The sequence below is a fragment of the Ligaoa zhengdingensis genome (assembly GCF_014384885.1).
Taxonomy (GTDB): Bacteria; Bacillota; Clostridia; order Oscillospirales; family Ruminococcaceae; genus Ligaoa; species Ligaoa zhengdingensis.
In genome coordinates this window covers 82,644-105,437 of record NZ_JACRST010000002.1, presented here as the reverse complement: position 1 = coordinate 105,437, position 22,794 = coordinate 82,644, and the positions used below count along the sequence as shown (strand labels likewise).

Annotated in this window: 23 protein-coding genes; 17 read left to right on the top strand and 6 right to left on the bottom strand. The window is 61.1% G+C overall.

Annotated elements, in window-relative coordinates; all coding sequences use genetic code 11:
- Positions 1–15 precede the first annotated feature (15 nt).
- Positions 16–693, top strand: a complete 678-nt coding sequence (locus H8711_RS02855) for a DUF2461 family protein (RefSeq protein WP_249282028.1) — start codon at positions 16–18, stop codon at positions 691–693.
- 51 nt (positions 694–744) lie between these two features.
- Here H8711_RS02855 and H8711_RS02850 read toward each other — a convergent pair whose 3' ends face one another.
- Positions 745–1,062, bottom strand: coding sequence for a helix-turn-helix domain-containing protein (locus H8711_RS02850; protein ID WP_249282027.1), 318 nt, complete (start codon positions 1,060–1,062; stop codon positions 745–747).
- Between the two features lie 232 nt (positions 1,063–1,294).
- Here H8711_RS02850 and H8711_RS02845 point away from each other — a divergent pair, with 232 nt between their 5' ends.
- The 12 genes from H8711_RS02845 (at position 1,295) to H8711_RS02790 (ending at position 12,875) form a co-directional block, all read left to right on the top strand.
- Positions 1,295–1,780: a ribosome maturation factor RimP gene (locus H8711_RS02845; protein ID WP_249282026.1), complete on the top strand. Its 486-nt coding sequence runs from the start codon at positions 1,295–1,297 to the stop codon at positions 1,778–1,780.
- A gap of 1 nt (position 1,781) precedes the next feature.
- Positions 1,782–2,849 carry a transcription termination factor NusA gene (gene nusA / locus H8711_RS02840; protein WP_249282025.1) on the top strand — a complete coding sequence of 356 codons (1,068 nt, stop codon included), beginning with the start codon at positions 1,782–1,784 and terminating at the stop codon, positions 2,847–2,849.
- A gap of 31 nt (positions 2,850–2,880) precedes the next feature.
- The gene (rnpM, locus tag H8711_RS02835; protein WP_249282024.1) at positions 2,881–3,150 is read left to right on the top strand and encodes an RNase P modulator RnpM; all 270 of its coding nucleotides are present in this window, start codon (positions 2,881–2,883) and stop codon (positions 3,148–3,150) included.
- Entirely contained in the window at positions 3,143–3,454 is a 312-nt protein-coding gene (locus H8711_RS02830) for a ribosomal L7Ae/L30e/S12e/Gadd45 family protein (protein WP_249282023.1), read from the top strand. Before rnpM ends, H8711_RS02830 begins: the two co-directional genes overlap by 8 nt.
- Positions 3,455–3,468: 14 nt before the next feature.
- A complete protein-coding gene (gene infB, locus H8711_RS02825) occupies positions 3,469–6,216 on the top strand; it encodes a translation initiation factor IF-2 (protein WP_249282022.1) in 2,748 nt (915 codons plus the stop codon).
- A 57-nt stretch (positions 6,217–6,273) separates the two neighbouring features.
- Positions 6,274–6,627 carry a 30S ribosome-binding factor RbfA gene (rbfA, locus tag H8711_RS02820; protein ID WP_249282021.1) on the top strand — a complete coding sequence of 118 codons (354 nt, stop codon included), beginning with the start codon at positions 6,274–6,276 and terminating at the stop codon, positions 6,625–6,627.
- Between the two features lie 46 nt (positions 6,628–6,673).
- Complete coding sequence (locus H8711_RS02815; protein WP_249282020.1) at positions 6,674–7,642, top strand: DHH family phosphoesterase; 969 nt, start codon at positions 6,674–6,676, stop codon at positions 7,640–7,642.
- Between the two features lie 61 nt (positions 7,643–7,703).
- On the top strand, positions 7,704–8,603 hold the full coding sequence (gene truB, locus H8711_RS02810; RefSeq protein WP_249282019.1) for a tRNA pseudouridine(55) synthase TruB: 900 nt from the start codon (positions 7,704–7,706) through the stop codon (positions 8,601–8,603).
- 32 nt (positions 8,604–8,635) lie between these two features.
- Positions 8,636–9,550 carry a riboflavin biosynthesis protein RibF gene (ribF, locus tag H8711_RS02805; RefSeq protein WP_249282018.1) on the top strand — a complete coding sequence of 305 codons (915 nt, stop codon included), beginning with the start codon at positions 8,636–8,638 and terminating at the stop codon, positions 9,548–9,550.
- 129 nt (positions 9,551–9,679) lie between these two features.
- On the top strand, positions 9,680–9,946 hold the full coding sequence (gene rpsO / locus H8711_RS02800) for a 30S ribosomal protein S15 (protein WP_249282017.1): 267 nt from the start codon (positions 9,680–9,682) through the stop codon (positions 9,944–9,946).
- A 235-nt stretch (positions 9,947–10,181) separates the two neighbouring features.
- Positions 10,182–12,308 carry a polyribonucleotide nucleotidyltransferase gene (locus H8711_RS02795; RefSeq protein ID WP_249282016.1) on the top strand — a complete coding sequence of 709 codons (2,127 nt, stop codon included), beginning with the start codon at positions 10,182–10,184 and terminating at the stop codon, positions 12,306–12,308.
- A 126-nt stretch (positions 12,309–12,434) separates the two neighbouring features.
- On the top strand, positions 12,435–12,875 hold the full coding sequence (locus tag H8711_RS02790; protein WP_249282015.1) for a hypothetical protein: 441 nt from the start codon (positions 12,435–12,437) through the stop codon (positions 12,873–12,875).
- A 52-nt stretch (positions 12,876–12,927) separates the two neighbouring features.
- Here H8711_RS02790 and H8711_RS02785 read toward each other — a convergent pair whose 3' ends face one another.
- Complete coding sequence (locus H8711_RS02785) at positions 12,928–13,353, bottom strand: EamA family transporter (protein WP_249282014.1); 426 nt, start codon at positions 13,351–13,353, stop codon at positions 12,928–12,930.
- Between the two features lie 257 nt (positions 13,354–13,610).
- On the opposite strand from H8711_RS02785, the gene H8711_RS02780 reads away from it, so the two are divergent.
- The 3 genes from H8711_RS02780 (at position 13,611) to H8711_RS02770 (ending at position 16,550) form a co-directional block, all read left to right on the top strand.
- Positions 13,611–14,669 carry an ABC transporter substrate-binding protein gene (locus tag H8711_RS02780; RefSeq protein WP_249282013.1) on the top strand — a complete coding sequence of 353 codons (1,059 nt, stop codon included), beginning with the start codon at positions 13,611–13,613 and terminating at the stop codon, positions 14,667–14,669.
- A gap of 135 nt (positions 14,670–14,804) precedes the next feature.
- The gene (locus tag H8711_RS02775) at positions 14,805–15,740 is read left to right on the top strand and encodes an ABC transporter permease (protein WP_249282012.1); all 936 of its coding nucleotides are present in this window, start codon (positions 14,805–14,807) and stop codon (positions 15,738–15,740) included.
- 15 nt (positions 15,741–15,755) lie between these two features.
- The gene (locus H8711_RS02770; protein WP_249282011.1) at positions 15,756–16,550 is read left to right on the top strand and encodes an ABC transporter ATP-binding protein; all 795 of its coding nucleotides are present in this window, start codon (positions 15,756–15,758) and stop codon (positions 16,548–16,550) included.
- 56 nt (positions 16,551–16,606) lie between these two features.
- Here H8711_RS02770 and mnmA read toward each other — a convergent pair whose 3' ends face one another.
- The 4 genes from mnmA to rnhA form a co-directional block, all read right to left on the bottom strand.
- Positions 16,607–17,695, bottom strand: coding sequence for a tRNA 2-thiouridine(34) synthase MnmA (gene mnmA, locus H8711_RS02765; protein WP_249282010.1), 1,089 nt, complete (start codon positions 17,693–17,695; stop codon positions 16,607–16,609).
- Positions 17,685–18,116 carry a Fe-S cluster assembly scaffold protein NifU gene (gene nifU, locus H8711_RS02760; protein WP_249282104.1) on the bottom strand — a complete coding sequence of 144 codons (432 nt, stop codon included), beginning with the start codon at positions 18,114–18,116 and terminating at the stop codon, positions 17,685–17,687. The genes mnmA and nifU overlap by 11 nt, the downstream gene beginning before the upstream one ends.
- Before the next feature lie 70 nt (positions 18,117–18,186).
- Positions 18,187–19,371, bottom strand: a complete 1,185-nt coding sequence (gene nifS, locus H8711_RS02755) for a cysteine desulfurase NifS (RefSeq protein ID WP_249282009.1) — start codon at positions 19,369–19,371, stop codon at positions 18,187–18,189.
- A gap of 152 nt (positions 19,372–19,523) precedes the next feature.
- Positions 19,524–19,973, bottom strand: coding sequence for a ribonuclease HI (gene rnhA / locus H8711_RS02750; protein WP_249282008.1), 450 nt, complete (start codon positions 19,971–19,973; stop codon positions 19,524–19,526).
- A 246-nt stretch (positions 19,974–20,219) separates the two neighbouring features.
- Between rnhA and H8711_RS02745 the strand changes: the two genes are divergently transcribed.
- Positions 20,220–22,559, top strand: coding sequence for a sugar phosphate nucleotidyltransferase (locus H8711_RS02745; RefSeq protein WP_249282007.1), 2,340 nt, complete (start codon positions 20,220–20,222; stop codon positions 22,557–22,559).
- Positions 22,560–22,794 lie beyond the last annotated feature (235 nt).

The window sequence follows — 22,794 nt, the reverse complement described above, 5'->3', positions numbered from 1 at the left end:
AAAGGGGGAAGAACGGTGCCATTTTTTCAACAGACGCTCGACTTCCTGGTGGAAAACCGGCTGCGCAACAGCAGGGAATGGTTCCGCGCGCACAAGGAGCAGTACCAAAAATTTGTCCTGGCGCCGTTCGTTGAGCTGGCAGCCCGCCTCGGTCCAGCCATGCTGGAGCTCGATCCACTGTTGGTGGTCGAGCCCCGAGTGGATCGCACCATTTCGCGCATCTACCGCGATACCCGCTTTGCGAGGGATAAATCCCTCTATCGCGACGTAATGTGGTGCGCCTTTCAGCGCGACCGGAAAGTGTACGGCGAGCCGCCCGGCTTTGTATTCGAGCTATCCCCCGCCGGATTTCGCTGGGGCTGCGGCTATTATCAGGCGCCGCCCGGCCTGATGCGGGCGATGCGCGAGCTGATTCTGGAGGGCGCGCGCTCCTTCCAGCGTGCTCAGGCGGCCGTCGGGACAGACGGCCGGTTTGCCGTGGAGGGGGACCGGTACAAGCGCAGCCCCTGCCCGGACCAGCCGGAGGAACTGCGCGATTGGCTTGACCGCAGGTGTATCTCCCTGATGCACAGCAGCCGCGACTTCGACCTGCTGTTCTCCGACCAGCTCTGCGTCCGGCTGGAGGAGGACTTCCGGCGGTTGGAGCCGGTTTACGACTTCTTCTGGGAGGTTGAGAGACGGGCGCGCCTCTGACGGGTAAAAATCGAGGGGCGGGGAAATTTTTCCCCGCCCCTCGTATCGGTGTTAACCGGCATCCTCTTCCTCGAGGTCGAGCAGCTTGTTCACCGCCGCCTGCAACCCGGGGTGCGCCCGGTAGCTTTCCACCAGACGCTGTTCCCGCGCGTCCCGCCGCGGGGTGTGCCCTACGCGGTTTTGCAGGCTGTCCAGCCCAATCGCCAGCCCGTCACAAATTTTGATGGCATTGTCGAGCGATGCGCCGCCCACCGATCCGTTCAGGATCGAGAGCAGGGTGCTGTAAGGCATGTCGATCTGCCGCGCGAATGCCTTGACAGTGAGACCCTTTTGGTGGATCAGCCGCTTCAGCTCCTCTTCTCGGCTCATAGGTATCCCCTCCCATGGGTGTTATTTTACCACGTCTTGCCAGTTGAGGCAATGCAAACGCGGAATAAAATGGCGAAATCAACAATATTTTGGATTTCTACTTGCCAAACCGAATAAAATATGCTATTCTAAATAAGGTAATAGTGTTAACGTGAAAGAGTGGGGCTACCCGCTCTTTTGTTTATGTATGGGGGTCGTGCCTGGGTGCACACCCAAAAGGAATGGTGATAATTTGGCAAAAGGCAAAAATACGGTCGCGGTTGTGACCGAGCTGGTAAAGCCCGTCGCGGATCAGATGGGTCTGACATTGTGGGACGTCCGCTTTGAAAAGGAGGGCGCAGGCTGGTATCTGCGCCTGTTCATCGACAAGGAAGGCGGCGTAACCATCGACGACTGCGAAAATTACAGCCGGGCGGTGGATAAACTAATTGATGATGCGGATCCGATCGATCAGAGCTATTATCTGGAGGTCTGTTCGCCGGGCGTCGAGCGCGAGCTGGTGCAGGACTGGCACTTTGAGCGGTACCTCGGCAGCTTGGTCAACGTGAGGCTGATCCGGCCGGTGGAGGGGCAGCGGGATTTTACCGGCGAGCTCACCGCCTATGCGGACCGTACAGCCACCATTCTGCTGGACGAAGAGACCGAAATGCAGGTGCCGCTGAACGAAGCGGCTTTTGTGCGACTCTACGATGATTACGATATGGGGGGACTCGACTGACATGAACAACGAGTTTTTTGAGGCGTTGGCGCTTCTGGAGAAGGAAAAGGGCATATCCGCCGACTATCTGCTGGAAAAGATCAAGGCGGCGATTGCCATCGCGGTCAAACGCGATTACGGCGGCACGGAGAACGCCCTGGTGGAGATCGACCCCGCCCGCGGCGCCTTCCGCGTTGCCATCCGCAAGGATGTGGTCGAGGCCGTCGAGAACCAGTACACCGACATCCTGCTGCAGGATGCTTACCAATACGACAAGCACGCCGAGGTGGGCGGCACCGTGGAAATTCCGCTGGAGACCAAGCAGTTTGGCCGAATCGCAGCCCAGGCCGCGAAGCATGTCATCCGCCAGGGTATCCGCGAGGCGGAAAAGGGCCAGATTTTGCAGGAGTTCCAGAGCAAGGAGCACGAGATCGTCTCGGCGGTTGTCTCCCGCATCGACCCCAAAAAGGGGGTCGCCACGTTGGAGATCGGCCGCAGCGAGGCCATCCTGCCCAAGTCTGAGCAGGTGCCCACCGAGGAACTGGTCGAAGGCCAGCGGATCAAGGTGTATGTGGTCGAGGTCGCCAACAGCGAAAAGGGCCCGCGCATCATGATCTCGCGCACCCATCCGGGTTTGGTCAAGCGCCTGTTTGAGATTGAGGTTCCCGAGATTTACGACGGCACCGTCGAGATCAAGGCGATCTCCCGCGAGGCGGGCAGCCGCACCAAGCTCGCGGTGTGGAGCAAGGACGAGAACGTCGACGCGGTCGGCGCGTGCATCGGCCCCAAGGGTAGCCGCGTCGCCAAGATCGTGGATGAGCTGGACGGCGAGAAGATCGATGTCGTCAAATACAGCGAGGACCCCGCACAGTTCATTTCGGCCGCGCTTTCGCCCGCCGACGTGATCTCGGTGGAGGTGGACCCGGAAGGCGCGAAGACCTGCAAGGTCACCGTACCCGACCACCAGCTGTCGCTCGCCATCGGCAACAAGGGGCAGAACGCCCGCCTTGCCGCCAAGCTGACTGGCTGGAAGATCGATATCCGGCCGGAGAGCGGATTCTTCGGCGAGGATGAGCCGGACGGGGAGTAAAAGGTTTTACCAGACGAGGGAGGCAGAGGGGATGCAGACAAAAAAGATACCGATGAGAATGTGTTCGGGCTGCGGCAAAATGAAGCCGAAGCGCGAGCTGATTCGTGTGGTGAGAAGCCCGCAAGGTGAAATATCGCTCGACACGGTGGGCAAAAAGCCCGGAAGGGGCGCCTATGTCTGCAACAACCTCGACTGTCTGAAAAAAGCGAGAAAGGCAAGGCGCCTGGAGCGTTCGCTTTCCTGCCAGATCCCCGACGAGGTTTACAACCGGATGGAGGAGGAATTGGAAAAGGGTGAATAGGCTCCTGTCAACCATCTCGCTGTGTAAAAGGGCAGGGAAGCTGCTCATGGGGTACGACCGGGTCAAGGATGCGGTGTTTGCAGGCAAGGCGCACATTGTGTTCACCGCAACCGACCTTTCGGAACGATCCCGCAAGGGTGTGATCCTACTCTGCGAGGCGGATAACATAGATCATTTTGTCCTGCCGTTTTCAATGGAGCAACTGGAATATGAAATCGGCAGGCGCACCGGAATATTGGCGGTTACAGACCCGGGACTCGCCGGGAAGCTGCACGCGATGCTGACCGCCTCAACAGAGGAATAAGGAGGATTTTGCTTATGATGATAAAGTACAGAGTCAACGAGGTCGCCAAGGACTTGGGGGTCACCAGCAAGGAGATCATTGAGGTGCTCTCCAAGGTGAACGATACCCCGCATAAATCGCAGACCGCGCTGACCGAGGGCGAGCTCAACGCCATCTTTGAAAAATATACCCAGACCCGCCAGGTGGAAAACTTCGACGCCTACTTTGCGCAGGCGGATGAGAAGCCCGAGCCGCCGAAACCCGCGGTGAAGCCCGCCGAGCCCGCAGTGCAGCAGGCGAAGCCGGCGCCCGCGGCGGCGCCGGCCGTCCAGGCGGTAAAACAGCCGGCGACTCCCGCGGCGGCGGCAAAGCCCGCAGCTTCCGCTGCGCCCGCACCGCAGCCGCAACAACAGCCGGCAGCGCAGCAGCGCCCTGCCGCGCGCCAGCAGGCCCCTGCACAGCAGAGCGTGCCGAACGGCCGCCCCGCACCGCAGTTCCGGCCCAACACCAACCGCCCGCCCGTGGGCGGCGCGCAGGGCGGCAACCGGCCCCCCTACCAGGGCAACCGCCCGCAGCAAGGGGGACAGCAGCAGGGCCGTCCGCAGCAGGGCGGGCAGTTCCAGCAGAACCGTCCGGGCAACCGTCCGCCGTATCAGGGCGGGCAGCAGCGCGGCGGCTTCCAGCAGGGCGGCCGCCCGGGCAACAACCAGCCCAGAACCCCGAAGCAGCCCAAGCCGACCTATCAGCGCCCGGCCGTGAACCCCGCGAAGCCAGCCGCACCGCTGATGGTGGACGAACAGGGCAACAAGGGGCGCGACGTGCGCGTGGTCGATATGAGAACCTCCCAGGTCAACCTGGACAAATACAACGAGAAGTATGAGCGCATTGCGCCCACCAACTTCGCCAAGGACAATATCGTCAAAAAGCAGAAGCTCAACCAGCGCAGCGCGCAGCGCGGCAAGCCCAACTATTCCCGCCGCGAGCAGGAGATGCTCAAGATGCGCAAGTTGGAGATGGAGCGCCAGCGCCGCCAGAAGCTGGAGATCACCCTGCCCGATGAGATCACGGTGGGCGACCTCGCGCTGAAGCTGAAGATTCAGGCGGCCGAGATCATCAAAAAGCTGATGCTGAGCGGCGTGATGGCGGCGGTCAACGACGTGATCGATTACGACACCGCCGCACTTGTCGCCATGGAGATCGGCGCGAAGGTCGAACACGAGGTGGTGGTCACCATCGAGGACCGTCTGATCGACGACAGCGAGGATAATTCTGAAAACCTGCATCCGAGGGATCCGGTCGTGGTGGTCATGGGCCACGTCGACCACGGCAAGACCTCGCTGCTCGACGCCATCCGCAACGCCCACGTCACAGCGGGCGAGGCCGGCGGCATCACCCAGCATATCGGCGCTTACCGTGTGGAGATCGGCGGCAAGAACATCACCTTCCTCGACACCCCGGGCCACGCGGCGTTCACCGCGATGCGCGCGCGCGGCGCGCAGGTCACCGACATCGCCATCCTGGTGGTAGCGGCCGACGACGGCATCATGCCCCAGACGGTGGAGGCGATCAACCATGCCAAGGCTGCGGGCGTCTCGATCATCGTGGCGATCAACAAGATGGATAAACCCACCGCGAACCCCGATAAGGTCAAACAGGAGCTTACCGAATACGAATTGGTCCCCGAGGAGTGGGGCGGCGACATCATCTGCGTGCCGGTTTCGGCCAAGACCCACGAGGGCATCGACACCCTGCTGGAGATGGTCAACCTGGTGGCCGAGGTCAAGGAGCTCAAGGCCAACCCCGACCGCTTGGCGAAGGGCACCGTCATCGAGGCGAAGCTCGATAAGGGCCGCGGCCCGGTTGCAACGCTGCTGGTGCAGAACGGCACCCTGCGCACCGGCGACATTGTCATCGCTGGCACCACAACTGGGCGCGTGCGCATGATGCTCGACGACCGGGGGAACAAGATCGAAGCGGCCGGCCCGAGTGTGCCGGTTGAGATCACCGGCTTGGACGAGGTCCCGGCGGCGGGCGATATCTTCAACGCGGTTGAGGATGAAAAGCTGGCGCGCGAGCTGGTGGAGCAGCGCAAGCACGAGCAGAAGGAAGAGATGTTCAAGGCCTACCACAAGGTCACGTTGGATAACCTGTTCGATCAGATCGCCGAGGGCGATATGAAGGAGCTTCCGATCATCGTGAAGGCCGACGTGGCCGGCTCGGTTGAGGCGGTGAAGCAGTCGCTCGAGAAGCTCTCGAACAGCGAGGTGCGCGTCCGCGTCATCCACGGCGCGGTGGGCGCGGTCAGCGAAAGCGATGTGATGCTTGCAGCGGCCTCCGGTGCGATCATCATCGGGTTTAATGTGCGTCCCGACCCGGTCGCCAAGGCCAAGGCCGATGCGGACGGCGTGGATATCCGCCTTTACCGCATCATCTACGACGCCATTGAAGAAGTCAGCACCGCCCTCAAGGGGATGCTGGCGCCCAAATACCGCGATGTCGATCTGGGCCGCGCCGAAGTGCGCCAGGTGTACACCATCACCAACGTGGGCAAGGTCGCGGGCTGCTACGTGCTGGAGGGCAAAATCCTGCGCAACGCCAACATCCGCATCGTGCGCGATGGCATCATTGTGGCGGACGACAAGCTGGATTCCCTCAAGCGCTTCAAGGACGATGTAAAAGAAGTTGCCAGCGGCTACGAATGCGGTATGAGTTTACAGAAATTTGCCGATATTAAGGAAGGCGATATCTTCGAGGCCTACGAGGTGGAGGAGTATCGCGACTGATCCGCACGCATCTGAGGGCGGCGCGGAGCGATCACAAGTATGTCAGGAGGTTTTGCCATGGCAAGTTACCGGGCGGACCGCACGGCTGAGGACGTGAAGCGCGAGTTGACCGCGATCATGGGTACCTTGAAGGACCCGCGTATCACGGGGATGCTGAGCATCGTCAAGGTGGATCTCGCGCGTGATCTGTCGGCCTGTAAGGTATATATCAGCTCGCTGGACGGCATGGAGGCCGCCAGGGAGGCGGTTAAGGGGCTCAACAACGCCGCGGGTTTTGTGCGGCACGAGTTGGGTGGCCGGCTGGCGCTGCGCCACACCCCTTCGATCAAATTTATCGCAGACAATTCAATCGAGCAGAGCGCGGAGATTCTCAAGATCATGGAGGATATCGAACACCCAAAACGTGGGTGATCCAATTTGGAAAGCGCGGGGAACACCCGCAATATGAGGTGAGCAGATGGGCATTGCGATTACGCTGGAGCAGGCCTGCGCCTGGTTGCGGGAGCAGGACGACATTTTGATTTTGACGCACCAGAATCCGGATGGGGATACGCTGGGGTCGGCCTTTGCGCTCTACTATGCGCTGCGCGCGCTGGGCAAGCGCGTGCGGGTGGAGTGCTCAGACGAATTCCCGCGCAAATACCGGTTTATGTTCCCGGATTACCAGCCGGAGGCGTTTGAGGAGCGGTTTGTGGTGGCGGCGGATATCGCCGACACCCAGCTGTTCGGCAAGAAGCTCGAGCGGTACAGCGGGGCGGTCGATCTCTGCATCGATCACCACCCGTCCAACACCTTTTATGCGGCGCAGACCTATCTGGTGGCGGACGCAGCGGCGACCGCCGAGGCGATCTGCGATGTGATCGACGGCCTGGGCGTGACGCTCGATCTGCCGATGGCCACCTGCATCTACACCGGGCTTTCCACCGATACCGGGTGTTTCCGCTTTTCCAATACCACCGCGAAAACCCTTTCGACCGCGTCCCGGATGGTGGCGCTGGGGGTGGACAACGCCGAGATCAATCTGCAAATGTTCAGCCACAAGACCCAAAGCCGCATCGCCATCGAGCGCGAGGTTTATAACACGATGGAATACCACTTCGGCAACCGCTGCGCGGTCATCTGGATGACGCGGGCGATGCTGGAACAGGCCGGCGCGGACGACGCGGAGCTCGAAGGGGTATCCGCGATCCCCACGCAGATCGAAGGGGTCGAGGTGGGCGTCACTCTGCGCGAAAAGGAAGGCGGCTACAAGGTATCGCTGCGCACCAGCCGCTATATCAACGCCTCCGAGATCTGTGCCAGATTGGGCGGCGGCGGCCATGCGCGCGCCGCGGGATGCTTCCTCGCCGCCACGCTGGAGGAGGCAAAGCGCCAGGTTTTGGTTTTGGTCAAACAGGCGTTCGATCGATACGACGCCGAACAATAGAGAATGGATGGGACGGGGCGGACGGCGGTTGTCCGTCCCTCTCTTTTTTCGGAGGCCAGGCATGACAGGAATTTTACTTATCAATAAGCCCGCGGGCTTCACCTCCTTCGATGTGGTGGCAAAGCTGCGCGGGATTTCCAAGACCCGCCGCATCGGCCACGCGGGCACCCTCGACCCGATGGCGACCGGGGTGCTGCCGCTGCTGTTCGGCGCGGCTACCAAGGCGTGCGACCGCCTGCCCAACACGGATAAGCGCTACCGCGCCGAGCTCCGGTTGGGGATCACCACCGACACCCAGGACATCACCGGGACGGTGCTCTCCCGCAATGAGGTTCACGCATCCGCTCGGGATGTGGAGCGCGCGCTCGCCCGCTTCCGTGGGGAGATCATGCAGGTGCCGCCGATGTATTCGGCGGTGCAGGTGGGCGGCAGGAGGCTGTACGACATCGCGCGTGAGGGCGGCACGGTGGAACGCGCCGCGCGGCCGGTGACAATCCACCGGCTCGAGCTGCTGGAGGCGGACGGGCGGGAACACGTCTACACCATCGATGTGAGCTGCTCCAAGGGCACCTACATCCGCACCCTCTGCCACGACCTGGGGCAGGAGCTCGGCTGCGGGGCCACACTGACGGGGCTGTGCCGCACCGAGGCGGCCGGTTTTGGACTGGAGCAGTGCTTGACGCTGGAACAGGCGCAGCGCATGGCGGACGCGGGGGAGTTTGAAAGGGCTCTGCTCCCAGTGTCCACATTGTTTGCCGGGATGCAGCGCGTCACACTCGACGAACGCAGGGCGCGCCTGTTCTGCAACGGGGTGCGGCTCGACCTCGCGCGCAACCGCCTTCCAGCGCTGGAGGGCGGATATGCGGTGTACGGGCCGGGGAACCGCTTTCTGGGCTTGGCGCACAACGATTACGGAAAAAATGAACTGCACATCGATCAATTGTTCCCGGCAGAGGGGTAAATTCTGCCGGGGAACGGGAGGCTGGCGTTCTTTTGAATACAACGGAAAAACGGGAACATACTGTCATTGCACTCGGTTTTTTTGACGGGGTCCACCGCGGCCATCAGGCGGTGATCGGGCAGGCGGTGGAGTTGGCTGCGCGCCGCTCGTTGCTGCCGTGCGCGTTCACCTTTGACACCGCGCACAGCGCTCCATCCTCAAAGGGGGAACTGCATGCGCTGACCACGGTGGAGCAGCGGGAACGGGAGCTCACGCGCCTGGGGATTGCACAGGTGTTCTGTCCGGCATTTGAGTCCTTCCGCGATTTGAGCGGGGAGGCGTTTGTGCGCGAGATGTTGTACCAACGGTTCGGTGCGCGGGCGCTGTGCTGCGGCAGGGATTTTCGCTTCGGCAGATACGCGGGCTGCGGTGTGGATGACCTGGAGCGCCTCTGCGGCGATTTGGGCATCGAGCTGTGCATCACGCCCGAGGTGATGGACGGGGGCGAGCCGGTGAGCTCCACGCGGATTCGCGCCGCTCTGGCCCAGGGGAAGATGGACACTGTCAACCGCCTGCTGGGCCGCCGGTACGGCTTTGAGCTGGAGGTGGTGCACGGGCGACGGCTGGGCCGCCAGATGCAATACCCCACCATCAACCAACTGTTGCCCGAGGGCTGCGCCCTGCCGCGGTTCGGGGTTTATGCGGCCTTTGCCGAGGTCGACGGAAGGGCTTATCCGGCGGTGACCAACGTCGGGGTGAAACCTACGGTGAAGAGCGACAACCGGCCGGTCGCGGAGACCCATATCCCGGGCCTGACAGCCGACCTGTACGGCAGGGTGGTTCCGGTGACGCTGGTGCGTTTTTTGCGCCCCGAGGTTCGTTTTTCCTCCATCGAGGAGCTGCGGGAAAACATCCGGCGGGATACGGAACATGCCCTCGAGGCATGTAAACTTTATGCTTTACAATAACGGGATTTTATGGTATAGTGAAAAAGCTAACGCAGCCGTTTACCCCGGCTTGGGGACTGAGCCCGCTACGCGGGAAGATACCTACCCCTTGCTGCGATAGACGGTAATAAAAAGAAAAGAGGTACCGACATGCTCCTGAAAGAAAAGAAAAACGCAGTCATCGAGGCAAACCGCCTCAACGAGAAGGATACCGGCTCGCCGGAGGTCCAGATCGCCATTCTCACCAAGAGAATCGAAGAGTTGACCGAGCACACCAAACGCCACCCCAAGGATCATCACTCCCGCCGTGGCCTGCTCAAGATGGTCGGTCACAGACGCAACCTGCTCAACTACCTGATGAAAAAGGATATTGAGCGTTATCGTGCTATTGTTGCGAAACTCGGTCTGCGTAAGTAATTGGATGCGTTTCGAAAGGCAGATGGATTTCCATCTGCCTTTCGTTTCACATAATTCTCAGCACATCCAGAGGGGGGAGCGGAGGCCCGCGTTCACCGGCGGATGGTATCCGAAAAAACACAATGCTTCGGCTGCTTCAAGGTGATTTAGCAGTGAATCGACGGCTCAACGGGCTTGAACCGTGGATTTATTGCTAAACCCGGTGGCTGCCGAAGCGCGATGGAGGTAGCAGAATATGTTTGAAAATTTTAGAGTGTTTGAAACAGAGTATGCCGGGCGCAAGATCAGCTTTGAAACCGGCATGATGTGCGGCCTTTCCAACGGCACCTGTCTGGTGCGGTACGGCGAGACCACCGTGCTGTGCAACGTGACCGCCAGCAAAAAGCCCCGCGACGGCATCGACTTTTTCCCCCTGTCTGTGGATTACGAGGAGAAGCTCTACTCGGTCGGTAAGATCCCCGGTTCTTTCCTGAAGCGCGAGGGCCGTCCGTCCGACAAGGCGATCCTGGCTTCCCGCTGTGTCGACCGCCCGATCCGCCCGCTGTTCCCCAAGGATATGCGCAACGACGTGTCGGTGGTGATGACGGTGCTTTCGGTCGATCCCGACTGCTCGCCCGAGCTCGCCGGTATGCTGGGCACCTCGTTCGCCATCGCCATCTCGGACATCCCCTGGAACGGCCCGGTGGCCAGCGTCAGCATGGGCATTGTGGACGGCAAAATCGTCATCAACCCGGATGCGGAGCAGCGCAAGGTGTCGCAGATGGCCACCACTGTGGTCTCTACCGATCAAAAGATTGTGATGATCGAGTCGGGCGCAAACGAGGTGGACGACGACACCATGCTCGAAGCGATCGTGATGGGTCACGAAGAGAACAAAAAGATGGTCGAATTCATCAAGGGCGTGGCCGCGGAGATCGGCAAGCCCAAGTTCGAGTTCGAGTCGCAGGAAGTGGATCACGACATGTTCGAGGCGATCAAGGAGTTCGCCATCGACAAGGTGAAATATGCGCTGGATACCGATGACAAGAACGAGCGCGATGCGCGCCTCAATCCGATCATCGATGAAATTCACGCTAAATTCGACGAGGTTTATCCCGAGCAGACGGCCATGATCGACGAGTGCATCTACAAGCTGCAAAAATTTGTGGTGAGAAGATGGCTGCTCGACGAGGGCAAGCGTGTGGACGGCCGCGGCATCAACGAGATGCGCCCGCTCAACGCTCAGGTCGGCCTGATCCCCCGCGTGCACGGTTCGGGCATGTTCACCCGCGGCCAGACCCAGGTGCTCACCATCGCCACGCTGGGCCAGCTGCGCGACGCGCAGATTCTCGACGGCATCGACGGCGAGGAGAACAAGCGCTACATGCATCAGTACAACTTCCCCTCCTACTCAGTGGGTGAGACCAAACCCAGCCGCGGCCCCGGCCGCCGCGAAATCGGCCACGGCGCCCTGGCGGAGCGCGCCCTCGAGCCGGTGCTCCCCTCGGTGGAGGAGTTCCCCTATGCGATGCGTCTGGTGTCCGAGGTGCTGTCCTCCAACGGTTCCACCTCGCAGGCTTCCATCTGCGGTTCCACGCTGGCCCTGATGGACGCAGGCGTGCCGATCAAGGCGCCGGTTGCGGGTATCTCCTGCGGCTTGATCACCGAGGGCGACCGCTGGATGACCATGGTGGATATCCAGGGCCTCGAGGACTTCTTCGGCGATATGGACTTCAAAGTGGGCGGCACCAAGAAGGGCATCACCGCCATCCAGATGGACCTCAAGATCGACGGCCTCACCCCGGAGATCGTCAAGGAGGCGTTCGCCAAGACCCACGAGGCGCGCAACTATATCCTCGACAACATCATGCTGCCGGTCATCGCCGAGCCCCGGCCGGAGCTCTCCAAATATGCGCCCAAGATGATTTCGCTCCAGATCCCTGTGGATAAGATCCGCGAGGTGATCGGTTCGGGCGGCAAGGTCATCCAGAAGATCTGCGCGGACTGCAACGTCAAGATCGACATCGAGGACGACGGCCATGTGTATGTCTCCGCCATCGATATGGCCGACTGCCGCCGCGCAGTGCAGGTCATCGAGACCATTGCGATCGACCCCGAAGTGGGCGCAATCTACAAGGGCCGCGTGACCCGCATCATGACCTTTGGCGCGTTCGTCGAAATCGCGCCGGGCAAGGAGGGCCTGTGCCACATCTCCAAGCTGGAGAACAGCCGTGTGGAGAAGGTGGAGGACGTTGTCTCGGTGGGCGACGAGATTGTGGTCATGGTCACGGAGATCGACCAGCAGGGCCGCATCAACCTGTCTCGCAAGGACGCGATCGCCAAGCTGGCGGAGCGCAAGAAGGCCGCAGAAGCTGCAAAATAATAGAGAAAAGCGACAGTCGCCGGTGGTTTGCCACCGGCGGCTTATCTTTTGGAAATTTTTTCACGCCCTAAAATCCCCCTTGAAATGTCGGGGAGCTGTGTTATACTGTTTGGCAAAGGATTGGTGATGACAATGGACGACACCCTCTCGATGCTGAAATCGATGCTGCTCGAAAACAACTCCCTCATTCGCATGGACCTTGAGGCGAGCATGAAGGTGCTCAAGCTGGAGCTGGACTCCAATTTGAAGGCGATGAGACAGGATATGCAGGCCGAACGCCGCGAGCAGTTGCGCGAGATGCACACGGTGACGCGCGAGGAGCTCGAGGCCAACAACCACAAGCTTGCCCTCGCTATGGCGGACAACAATCAGCGTGTATTCGATTACATCCAGCTCAACAACCAGAAGATATTCGACTTTATCGAGCGGAACAACCGCGCGATTTCGCTGCTCATCGCCGACGCGGTCAAGACGGGCAACGACCAGATACGCTACGAACTGGGCGCCCTGCGCGATGAGACCGAGCGTCAGGAGCGGGAGCTCAACCACCTCAAGCGGAGAATTTAACAGCGACAAAAAGAGGACGCACCTGGGACCTTTTCCCGGGCGCGTCTTTTGTTTACCGGTTGATGAACCACAGCCCGCCCAGGCAGAGCGCCATTCCGACCAACTGGTTGGCCGACAGCTTTTCGCGGTAGAACAGCACGCCGATCACCAGCAACACCAGCGCCAGGGCGATGTTGCACACCAACGACCCCACGCTGACCTTCCATCCCGCCCGGTAGAGCAGGATGTAGCCGGCCTCCAGCCCTACGACTGAGAATCCGAGCAGCAACGGGGCCCAGTTGAGGGTATGTAGCTGTGCGGTCAGGTTTTTTTCCGGGCTGGTTGCAAAGAAGAGGCCGAGCGAAACCGCAGCGCCCACCAGATAGACCACAAATAGGGTGAAGTAGGAATTGGCACGCGCGGGTACCGATTTGGTACACAGGTTGTAAACGACGTTGGAGCAGACGATGAGCAGGGCGGGAAGGTAATAAGACAGCATGTGAAAGACCCCCTTGTTTGTAAAGTAAATCCAGTATACCACAGCGCGCGGGCCGGGCCAATCCCGCATTGTGGACAAAATTCTCCACAATGTGCCCCCGCAGAATCCACATTTTTTCAGATTTTGTGGAAAAGATGTTTGGCGAAATAGGGCTTGACGGGGATGCGCGGAAGGTGTATACTTACCAACATGGATAGTTTAAAGCGTTAAAGTGGTGTGGCGCGAAAGCTCCCGCCCGTGAGAGGATGAATGTAACGATGAAAAAGATACTTGCGATTCTGTTGACAGCCGCCATGGCGGTGGGCATGGTTTCCTGCGGTTCCAGCCCCTCGTCGAGCGCACCGGCAGCGCCCGTTTCGAGCGATGCCCAGCCCTCTGAGGAAGGCGCTTCCACACCGAGCACCGACAAGGTGTACAACATCGGCGTGATCCAGCTGCTGCCCCACACCGCGCTCGACGCGGCCTATGAGGGCTTTGTGGACGGCCTGAAGGAGGCCGGCTATGAGGACGGCAAAAATATCAAGATCACTTATCAGAACGCGCAGGGCGAGCAGTCCAACTGTGTCACCATCGCGGATAAGCTGATCAACGACAAGAACGACCTGATTCTGGCCATCGCCACCCCGGCGGCGCAGGCGGTCGCCAATAAAACCAAGGATATCCCGATCCTGGTCACAGCGGTCACCGATCCGGCTGACGCGCAGCTGGTCGCCTCCAACGAGGCGCCCGGCGGCAATGTCAGCGGTACCTCCGACCTCAACCCGATCAAAGAGCAGATGGAGCTGCTCACCCAGCTGGTGCCGGGCGCCAAGAAGGTGGGAATGCTGTACTGCTCGAGCGAGGCAAACTCCGAGTTCCAGGTGGGTTTGGCCAAAGCGGAGTTGGAGACCAAGGGGATCGAGAGCGTCGACTTCACCGTGACCAATGCCAATGAGATTCAGCAGGTGATGCAGTCGATGGCGGGCAAGGTGGACGCTATCTACACCCCGACCGACAACATGATTGCCAACGCGATGGTGACTGTCAGCATGGTCGCCAACCAGCTCAAAATCCCCATCATCGCGGCGGAGCCCGGCATGGTGGAGAACGGCGCCTTGGCCACCTACGGGTTGAGCTACTACAACCTGGGCAAACAGACGGCCGCCATGGCGGTTAAAATCTTGGCCGAGGGCGCAAATCCCGGCGACATGCCGATCGAATATCTGCAAGAGACCGAGCTGGTTATCAACACGACCACAGCCGATGCGTTGGGCCTCACCATTCCGGAGGATCTCGCCGCCAAGGCGCGGATGGTCGAGACGCCGGAAGCGGAATAACAACGACAGGACGGCGCCGGACGCGTTTGAGGCGCGCTTTGGAACCGACATAGAGCAAAACAAGCAGCGACAGAGGGAGTTTCCTTCTGTCGCTGCAAGCTGTATCAAAAACAAAAACGAGGAGTGCTTTCTGATATGCAAATGTTATCAGCTATTGGCGGTGCCATGTGGGGCGCGGTCGCACAGGGAATCCTGTGGGGCATTATGGCGCTGGGCGTCTACATCACCTTTAAGGTGCTCGATTTCGCCGACCTGACGGTGGACGGCAGCTTCGCCACCGGCGGCGCGGTCAGCGCGATCCTGATTTCGCTCAAGGTGGATCCGTTTCTCACGCTGTTGGTGTCGCTGGCGGCGGGCATGCTGACCGGTATTATCACCGGCCTGTTGCATACCAAGTTTAAAATTCCCGCGATCCTGGCGGGAATCCTGACCCAAATCGCGCTGTATTCCATCAACATCCGCATCATGGGGGATAAGCCGAACATTCCGCTGTTGGGCAGCACCACGATATTCAGCCAGCTTCAAAAGGTCTTTCCCGGCCTCAGTTACGATACCATCACCATTCTGCTGGGGCTTGCGCTCAGTGCTGTCATCATCGCCGCACTCTATTGGTTTTTTGGCACCGAGATCGGCTGCTGCATCCGCGCGACGGGCAACAACGAATATATGGTGCGCGCCCTGGGGGGTAACACCAATTCCATGAAGGTGCTCGGCCTGATGCTCTCCAACGGTTTGGTGGCGCTGTCCGGCGCGCTGGTGGCCCAACAGCAGGGCTATGCGTTGGTGGATATGGGAACCGGTGCGATCGTCATCGGCCTTGCCTCGGTGATCATCGGCGAGGTGGTGTTCGGCAAGCGGTTCAACTTCGCCTATTGCCTGGCGTCGGTGGTGATCGGCTCGGTGCTCTACCGCGTGGTCATCGCGATTGTGTTGCAGCTCGGTATGAAAGCGACCGACCAGAAGATGATCACAGCCATCCTGGTGGCCCTGGCGCTCGCGTTGCCGGTCATCCGGAAATGGTTGTTCCCCAATGGGAAAAAGAAACAGCCCGCTTCACGGGCTGCACAGTGAGGGAGGGTAAAAGCGATGCTGTATTTGAACCATGTCTCTAAAACCTTTAATGGCGGAACCATCAATGAAAAGCGCGCCCTCACCGATGTGAGCCTGCACCTGAACCCGGGCGATTTTGTCACGGTCATCGGCGGCAACGGCGCGGGTAAATCCACCCTGCTCAACCTGATCGCCGGGGTGTTTCCCTGCGACGAGGGCGCTGTGACGATCGACGGGGCGGACATCACCCGCCAGCCCGAATATCAGCGCGCCAAGCTGCTCGGTAGGGTGTTTCAAGACCCGATGATGGGCACGGCCGCTGACATGGGCATCGAGGAGAACTTGGCGATGGCGTTCCGGCGCGGCAAAAAGCGCACCCTGCGGTGGGGAATCTCCAAGGAGGAGCGCGAGGAGTATGTGGAACGCCTCAAGTCGCTCGATCTGGGGCTGGAAAACCGCCTCAGCTCCAAGGTCGGCCTGCTCTCTGGCGGCCAGCGGCAGGCGCTCACCCTGCTGATGGCGACCCTGCAAAAGCCGAAGCTGCTGTTGCTCGACGAGCATACCGCGGCGCTCGACCCCAAAACTGCGCGCAAGGTGCTGGAGCTCACCGACGAGATCGTATCCCGCGACCAGCTCACCACCCTGATGATTACCCACAACATGAAGGATGCAATCCGCATGGGCAACCGGTTGATCATGATGCACGAGGGGAACATCATTTACGACGTGTCGGGGGAGGAGAAGAGCAACCTGCACGTTAAGGACTTGCTGGAAAAGTTCGAGCAGGCCAGCGGCGGAGAGTTCGCCAACGACCGCATGATGCTCGCGTGACCAAAATAGTAAAAAACCAGGGGGCGCTCCCGTCGGAGCGCCCCCTGGTTTTTGCTTTATTCATCGTCAGTGCCGGCAAAGGAATGGTCGATCAAACCGCCGCCGGCCACGGTATCGCCGCAGTAGCACACCGCGCTTTGCCCGGGCGCAGGCGCGCGCTGAGGTTCATCGAATTCCAATCGCGCCCGGTCAGATTCCAGCAGCGTCAAATAGGCGGGAACCGGCCTTGCCATCGAGCGGATTTTCACCTCGACGCGACAGGAGCCCGTTTCGCTGCGCCCGGCCAGAGCCAGCGCGGGGTGCGTCACGCAGTTGATCAGCTCCACCGCCCCGGCGTACTCCTGCCCAGCTTCGGCGAGATAGACGCGGTTTTGTGCCGCATCGATGTGCGAGACAAACACCGGCCGGCCCAGCGCCACACCGAGCCCCTTGCGCTGCCCCACCGTATAGTGCAGAATCCCCTTGTGGCGACCACAGACGCTGCCGTCCGGCGCGATCAGGTCGCCGCCGGGCAGGGGCCCCAGGAGTTTTTCGATGTAGGAGGCATAGTTGCCCTCGGGGATAAAGCAGATTTCCTGGCTGTCGGGCTTGTCCGCCGCCGGGAGTCCGGCTTCAGCGGCGATACGGCGCACCTCGTCCTTGGCGAGGCTGTGCAGCGGGAGTATCAGGCGGGACAGGGTGCTCTGCCCGAGGCGGTAGAGCATGTAGCTTTGGTCACGGGGCAAAAAGCCCGCGCGCTGCAATAGCCAGGCATCCGCGCCGCCGATTTGGGCGCGCTCGATGCGGGCATAGTGCCCGGTGGCCACCTGCCCGATGCCCAGTTCATCGGCGGTTTTCATCAGAAAGTGAAATTTTGTGGTGGGGTTACAGAGGATACACGGATTGGGAGTGCGCCCCGCGCGGTACTCCTCGCAGAAGGGGAGGACGACATTCCGGTGGAACGCATCGTGCTCGCGTACCACGTGCAGCCGGACGCCGAGGCGTTCAGCGGTCTCCTGAGCAGCCTCCACAGTGGCCTGGGCGCCCGGAAACAGGTCGAGCACCGCGGCCTCCACCTCGTAGCCCGCCCGCTGCAATAAAACGACGCAAGCGGAGGAGTCCACTCCTCCGCTCAGCGCGACCAATACCTTGGAATTATTCATCATGGCTGCAAGCGTGGCAGTCGCCGATCTCGCCGACGATCGGGCCGGGATCGATGCCCAGGCGCTTGTAGTAGTCGGCCACAGCGGCGCGCACCGCCTGCTCAGCCAGTACAGAACAGTGGATCTTGACCGGAGGCAGGCCCTCCAGCGCCTCCACAACCGCCTTGTTGGTGAGCTTCAGCGCATCCTCGATCGTCTTGCCCTTGATCATCTCAGTGGCCATCGAGCTGGTTGCGATGGCCGCACCGCAGCCGAAGGTCTTAAACTTCACGTCGGTGATGACACCCTTGTCCACTTTGATGTACATCTTCATAATGTCGCCGCACTTCGCGTTGCCCACCTCGCCGATGCCGTTTGCGTCGGCGAGCTCGCCCACATTGCGGGGATTGGTGAAGTGATCCATCACCTTGTCGCTGTATAACATTGCCATAAGAAAGAATCCTCCTTGTCCGTCCGGCAGCCGCCGGTGTATATGATTTCTATGCTGAATCTGTTTATTTCTCGGAGATGATGCGCTCCCACAGCGGGGACATGGCGCGCAGCTTTTCAATCACGCCCGGGATCACCGAAAGCATGTAATCCACGTCCTCCTCGGAGGTGTCGTCGCTGAGCGACAGGCGCAGCGAGCCGTGAGCGACTTCGGCCGGCAGCCCGATGGCCAGCAGCACATGGCTGGGATCGAGCGAACCGGAGGTGCAGGCGGAACCGGAAGAAGCGCAGATGCCGTGCGCGTCGAGGGTGAGCAGCAGGCTTTCGCCCTCCACCCCTTCGAACGAGATATTGACGTTGCCGGGCAGGCGTTTTTCCCGGTCGCCGTTGAGGCGGCAGCGCTCAATCGGCAGCAGCCCGTCGATCAGCCGGTCGCGCAACGCACGCAGCCGCGCAGCGCGCTCGGGCAAGGTCTCCATTGCCTTGGTGATGGCCACGCCCAGCCCCACAATGCCAGCGACGTTTTCGGTGCCCGCGCGGTGGCCGCCCTCCTGGCCGCCGCCGTCGATCAGGTTGGGCAGCAGGATGCCGCGGCGGCAGTAAAGCGCGCCCACACCCTTGGGTCCGTGAATTTTATGCGCGGAAAGGGAGAGCAGATCGATCTGCTGCGCCTTGACGTCGATCGGCAGATTGCCGACCGCCTGCACCGCATCGGTATGGAACAGCACCTTGCGCTCGTGGCATAGGGCGCCGATCTCTGAGATCGGCTGTACGGTGCCGATCTCGTTGTTGGCGTACATGACCGACACCAGGGCGGTGTCCTCACGGATAGCGTTTTTGACATCCTCCACGCTCACTAATCCCATGTCGTCCACCGGCAGATAGGTGATCTCAAAACCTTCCTTGCGCAGGGCATCGCAGGTGTGAAGCACTGCATGATGTTCAAACACCGAGGTGATGATATGCTTTTTTCCCTTCTTGGCGAACGTGTGGGCAACCCCTTTGATCGCCCAGTTGTCCGCCTCGGAGCCGCCCGATGTGAAGTAGATCTCGCGGGGCTCAGCGCCGAGCGCCGCCGCGACCTGTTCGCGCGCCTTTAAAACGGCTCGCGCGGCCTCGTCGCCCTTGCGGTAGATGCTCGAAGGGTTGCCATAGCCCTCTTTGAGCCATGGAACCATCGCGTCGAAAACCGCGTCGGATATTTTTGTAGTCGCCGCGTTGTCGGCGTAGACAAATCTTGTTTCAGCCATAAAATTGTACCTCCCCCGGCCGCCGTACGTCCGGCCCCCAGCTACGGCGGCCCGTTTTCCCCGGCGGCGAATGTTTCACTTCTGTGTGTGAATGGCTTTTATAACCATAATATATACTATTTTAGTAGGAAAATCAATAGGCTATTTGTAAACTATCTGTGTTTTTCGCATTCCGCCACGGCCAGCCGGTCGCAGCGCTCGTTTTCCGGGTGCCCGGCGTGTCCGCGCACCCACACGATCTCCACCTCGTGGCGCTGGAGCTCGCCGAGCAGCGCGTCCCACAGGTCGGGGTTGAGGGCGGGCTCCTTTCTGTTGCGCATCCATCCGTTTTGCTTCCACTTTTCGGCCCAACCCTTGTTGATGCCGTTGGCCACATACTGCGAATCGGTGTAAAGGGTGACGCGGCAGGGCTCCTTCAGCGCGCGCAGCGCGGTGATCGCCCCCAGCAGCTCCATGCGGTTGTTGGTGGTCTCGTGCTCGCCGCCCGAAAGCTCCTTTTCCATGCCGTTGTAGCGCAGGATTGCGCCGTACCCACCCGGCCCTGGGTTGCCCGAGCAGGCCCCGTCGGTAAAAATCTCCACATGTTTGCGTTGCTGCGGCATGGCGTCCTCCTGTGATGTTGGATTGTATACGAAAAAGCTACCATATATTATAGTATTTTCTGGCGGCAAATGCAATCATTGGTTGCAGCGGGACGCTATTATTCTTGCAAAAATCTCTCTTTTTACTCCTCAAAAGGGATGGAGAATCGCTTTTTCTGCTTTTTTCCGAGATGCGGTTAGGTTGGCAAAAACCGAGCCATACTAATGGTAACAGTTGGGGGATACCACCCGGATGGAGGAAAAAACATGATTCAAGCGGTGATTATGGCGGGAGGAGCGGGCAGCCGGTTGCGTCCGCTCACCTGCGACCTGCCCAAGCCGATGGCGCGGCTGTGCGGCAGACCCAATATCGAGTATATTTTGGACCTGCTGGCGGAACACAGCATCACCGAAGCAGCGGTGACGGTCCAATATCTCGCGCAGCGCATCGAGGAGCACTTCGAGAGCGGGGAGTACCGCGGCGTCCGGCTGCGCTTTGTGCGCGAGGAGCAGCCGCTGGGGACGGCGGGAAGCGTGAAGAATGCGGTGCCCAATGGGTTCCAGGGCGAGGCCTGCCTGGTGATCAGCGGGGACGCGATGTGCGATTTTGATCTCACGGCCGCCCTGCGCCGCCATAAGGAGGCGAACGCGGCGGCGACCATCGTGGTCAAGGCGGTGGAGGACCCGCGGGAGTACGGCCTGGTGGACACCGATCCGGAGGGTATGGTGCGCGGTTTTGTGGAAAAGCCCTGCTTTTCTCAGGCGGTCAGCAATCTGGCGAATACCGGCGTCTATATCCTCAGCCCGCGTGCGCTGGAACAGATCCCCTGCCACCGGTTTTACGACTTCGCAAAGGACCTGTTCCCCAGGCTGCTGGAAAAGCGGTGGAAGATTGCGGCGTACGAGGATCGGGGCTACTGGTGCGATATCGGGGACATCGAGAGCTACCGACGCTGTCAGCGGGATATGCTCGAAGGAAAGGTGCGCTGCCGCATCGAAGGCGAGCGCGACCAAATGGGCAACATTTTCGCCGGGCCGCGGCCGCGCGGCAGCTATCGCCTGTCCGCGCCGGTGTACGTCGGCGCGGGGGTGGAATTGGGCGACGGCGCGCTGGTGGAGGCGGGCTCGGTGATCGACCGGGGCTGCTCGGTGGGACCGGACGCCCGTGTCACCGCTTCCGTGCTGCTGCCCGGCAGCCTGGTGGAGCGCGGCAGTTCCCTGACCGGCGCGGTGGTCTGCGCAGGCGCGACGGTGCGCCGGAAGGCGATGCTTTTTGAAAACGCTGTGCTGGGCGCGGATGCGACTGCGGGAGAGGGCAGCACCATCCGGCCGGGTGTGCGGGTATGGGCTGGCAAGGCGGTCGAGGCGGGCGTCACCCTGCGGGACAACCTGCAGCACGGCGCCGGGCGCGGCCCCTGCTTTGAGGACGACGGCTTAGGCGGCGCAGGGGGATTGGAGTTCACCCCGGAGCTGGCGCTGCGGCTGGGCCTGGCGCTCGGCTCCTGCGGCGAGCGGCGCATCGGTGTGGGCGGCGCGGGCGACCCGGCGACTCAGGTGATGCGCCAGGCGCTGATTGCGGGCGTCCTTTCCACCGGCTGCGATGTGCTGGATTTCGGCCCCTGCTTTGAATCGCTGTTCCGGTTCGACCTATCGTTTTGCGGCGTCGGCCTGGGGGTGTACCTCGGCGGCGGAGAGGAGGCGGGCGCGCGCCTGTTTACCTTCGGCGGTCTGCCCGCCACCCGCGCACAGGAGCGGTCGGTCGAGGGCGCATTGCAGCGCGGGGAGTACAGGCGGAGTTCGCGGGAGGGGTTCGGCGACAGCAGCAACCTCACCGGGATGAAGCTGCTCTATGAAAATGAGCTGCTCAAATACGCGCCGTTCGGCCTGTCCGGCCTGGGCGTCGCGGTGAAAAGCCCCAACCGGGAGCTGCAAACGATTCTGCGCGGCACACTGGAACGGCTCGGCGCGGAGGAGGACAATTCCCTGACCCTGCAAGTGTCGGCCGACGGCGGATCGATCGGGGTTTCCTGTTCCGGGCTGGGATATCTGTCACACGGCAAGGTGCTGGCGCTCTGCTGTCTGCGGGAGTTTCAGCGGGGCAGGGCGGTGGCGCTGCCATATGAGTCCCCGCGCGCGCTCGATGAGCTCGCGGCGCGGGAAGGGGGGTGCGTCGAGCGCTACCTATCCTGCCCGGCCGACCACACCGACGATGCGGCGCGGGAGCTGGCCTGCCGCCAGCTTTGGAGCCGCGATGCGCTGATGCTCGCGGTGCGGCTGCTCGCCTGGATGAAGGAGGAACAGCTCGCGCCGGAGCAGCTATTCCACCTGCTGCCAGAGTACGACGTTGCGTCGGTGCTCATCAAGACCGGGCGCAACCCGGCAGATGTGCTGCGCGCGCTCGCGCAGAGCGAACAGCGCGAAGGGGACGGCATCGGCGAAGGGGTGGTGCTGCGCGACCCCAACGGCGTGGTGCTCATCCGGCCGCTCAAACGGGGCGGCGGGCTGCGGGTGCTGGCGGAGGCGCACAGCAGCGAAATCGCCATGGAATTGTGCGCGCAGTATGAAAAGCAGATCAAACCGCTGCTGGCGGATTCGGCCGATCGTTAAATTTACTTGACAGGATTAAACAAAGAGTATAATATTTAACATAAGGTAGTGTTCGGACTTACAATATCAAAATCGGGCCGCCGCAGACGGGCAGTAGCTGGCAGGGCTGCTGTGCTGCGGTGGGCGTGCGCCTTCGGGCAGAGGTATGGCGGAAATTCCGGCCGTTTGCGGCACGGCGGAAGGGCTTCTGTGTGCCATCTTGGATGAAACGCCCCATTTTGAATGAGAATTCTTC

Bases quoted from the DNA above. Each gene is read 5' to 3' on its own strand.
- H8711_RS02795 (WP_249282016.1), top strand. From the start codon at position 10,182: ATGTTTGAAAATTTTAGAGTGTTTGAAACAGAGTATGCCGGGCGCAAG.
- truB (WP_249282019.1), top strand. From the start codon at position 7,704: ATGACAGGAATTTTACTTATCAATAAGCCCGCGGGCTTCACCTCCTTC.
- H8711_RS02780 (WP_249282013.1), top strand. From the start codon at position 13,611: ATGAAAAAGATACTTGCGATTCTGTTGACAGCCGCCATGGCGGTGGGC.
- rnhA (WP_249282008.1), bottom strand. From the start codon at position 19,973: ATGCCGCAGCAACGCAAACATGTGGAGATTTTTACCGACGGGGCCTGC.
- H8711_RS02745 (WP_249282007.1), top strand. From the start codon at position 20,220: ATGATTCAAGCGGTGATTATGGCGGGAGGAGCGGGCAGCCGGTTGCGT.
- H8711_RS02770 (WP_249282011.1), top strand. From the start codon at position 15,756: ATGCTGTATTTGAACCATGTCTCTAAAACCTTTAATGGCGGAACCATC.
- H8711_RS02775 (WP_249282012.1), top strand. From the start codon at position 14,805: ATGCAAATGTTATCAGCTATTGGCGGTGCCATGTGGGGCGCGGTCGCA.
- mnmA (WP_249282010.1), bottom strand. From the start codon at position 17,695: ATGATGAATAATTCCAAGGTATTGGTCGCGCTGAGCGGAGGAGTGGAC.
- H8711_RS02850 (WP_249282027.1), bottom strand. From the start codon at position 1,062: ATGAGCCGAGAAGAGGAGCTGAAGCGGCTGATCCACCAAAAGGGTCTC.
- nifS (WP_249282009.1), bottom strand. From the start codon at position 19,371: ATGGCTGAAACAAGATTTGTCTACGCCGACAACGCGGCGACTACAAAA.
- H8711_RS02785 (WP_249282014.1), bottom strand. From the start codon at position 13,353: ATGCTGTCTTATTACCTTCCCGCCCTGCTCATCGTCTGCTCCAACGTC.
- nusA (WP_249282025.1), top strand. From the start codon at position 1,782: ATGAACAACGAGTTTTTTGAGGCGTTGGCGCTTCTGGAGAAGGAAAAG.
- infB (WP_249282022.1), top strand. From the start codon at position 3,469: ATGATGATAAAGTACAGAGTCAACGAGGTCGCCAAGGACTTGGGGGTC.
- rbfA (WP_249282021.1), top strand. From the start codon at position 6,274: ATGGCAAGTTACCGGGCGGACCGCACGGCTGAGGACGTGAAGCGCGAG.
- nifU (WP_249282104.1), bottom strand. From the start codon at position 18,116: ATGTTATACAGCGACAAGGTGATGGATCACTTCACCAATCCCCGCAAT.
- rpsO (WP_249282017.1), top strand. From the start codon at position 9,680: ATGCTCCTGAAAGAAAAGAAAAACGCAGTCATCGAGGCAAACCGCCTC.
- rnpM (WP_249282024.1), top strand. From the start codon at position 2,881: ATGCAGACAAAAAAGATACCGATGAGAATGTGTTCGGGCTGCGGCAAA.
- H8711_RS02790 (WP_249282015.1), top strand. From the start codon at position 12,435: ATGACAATGGACGACACCCTCTCGATGCTGAAATCGATGCTGCTCGAA.
- H8711_RS02815 (WP_249282020.1), top strand. From the start codon at position 6,674: ATGGGCATTGCGATTACGCTGGAGCAGGCCTGCGCCTGGTTGCGGGAG.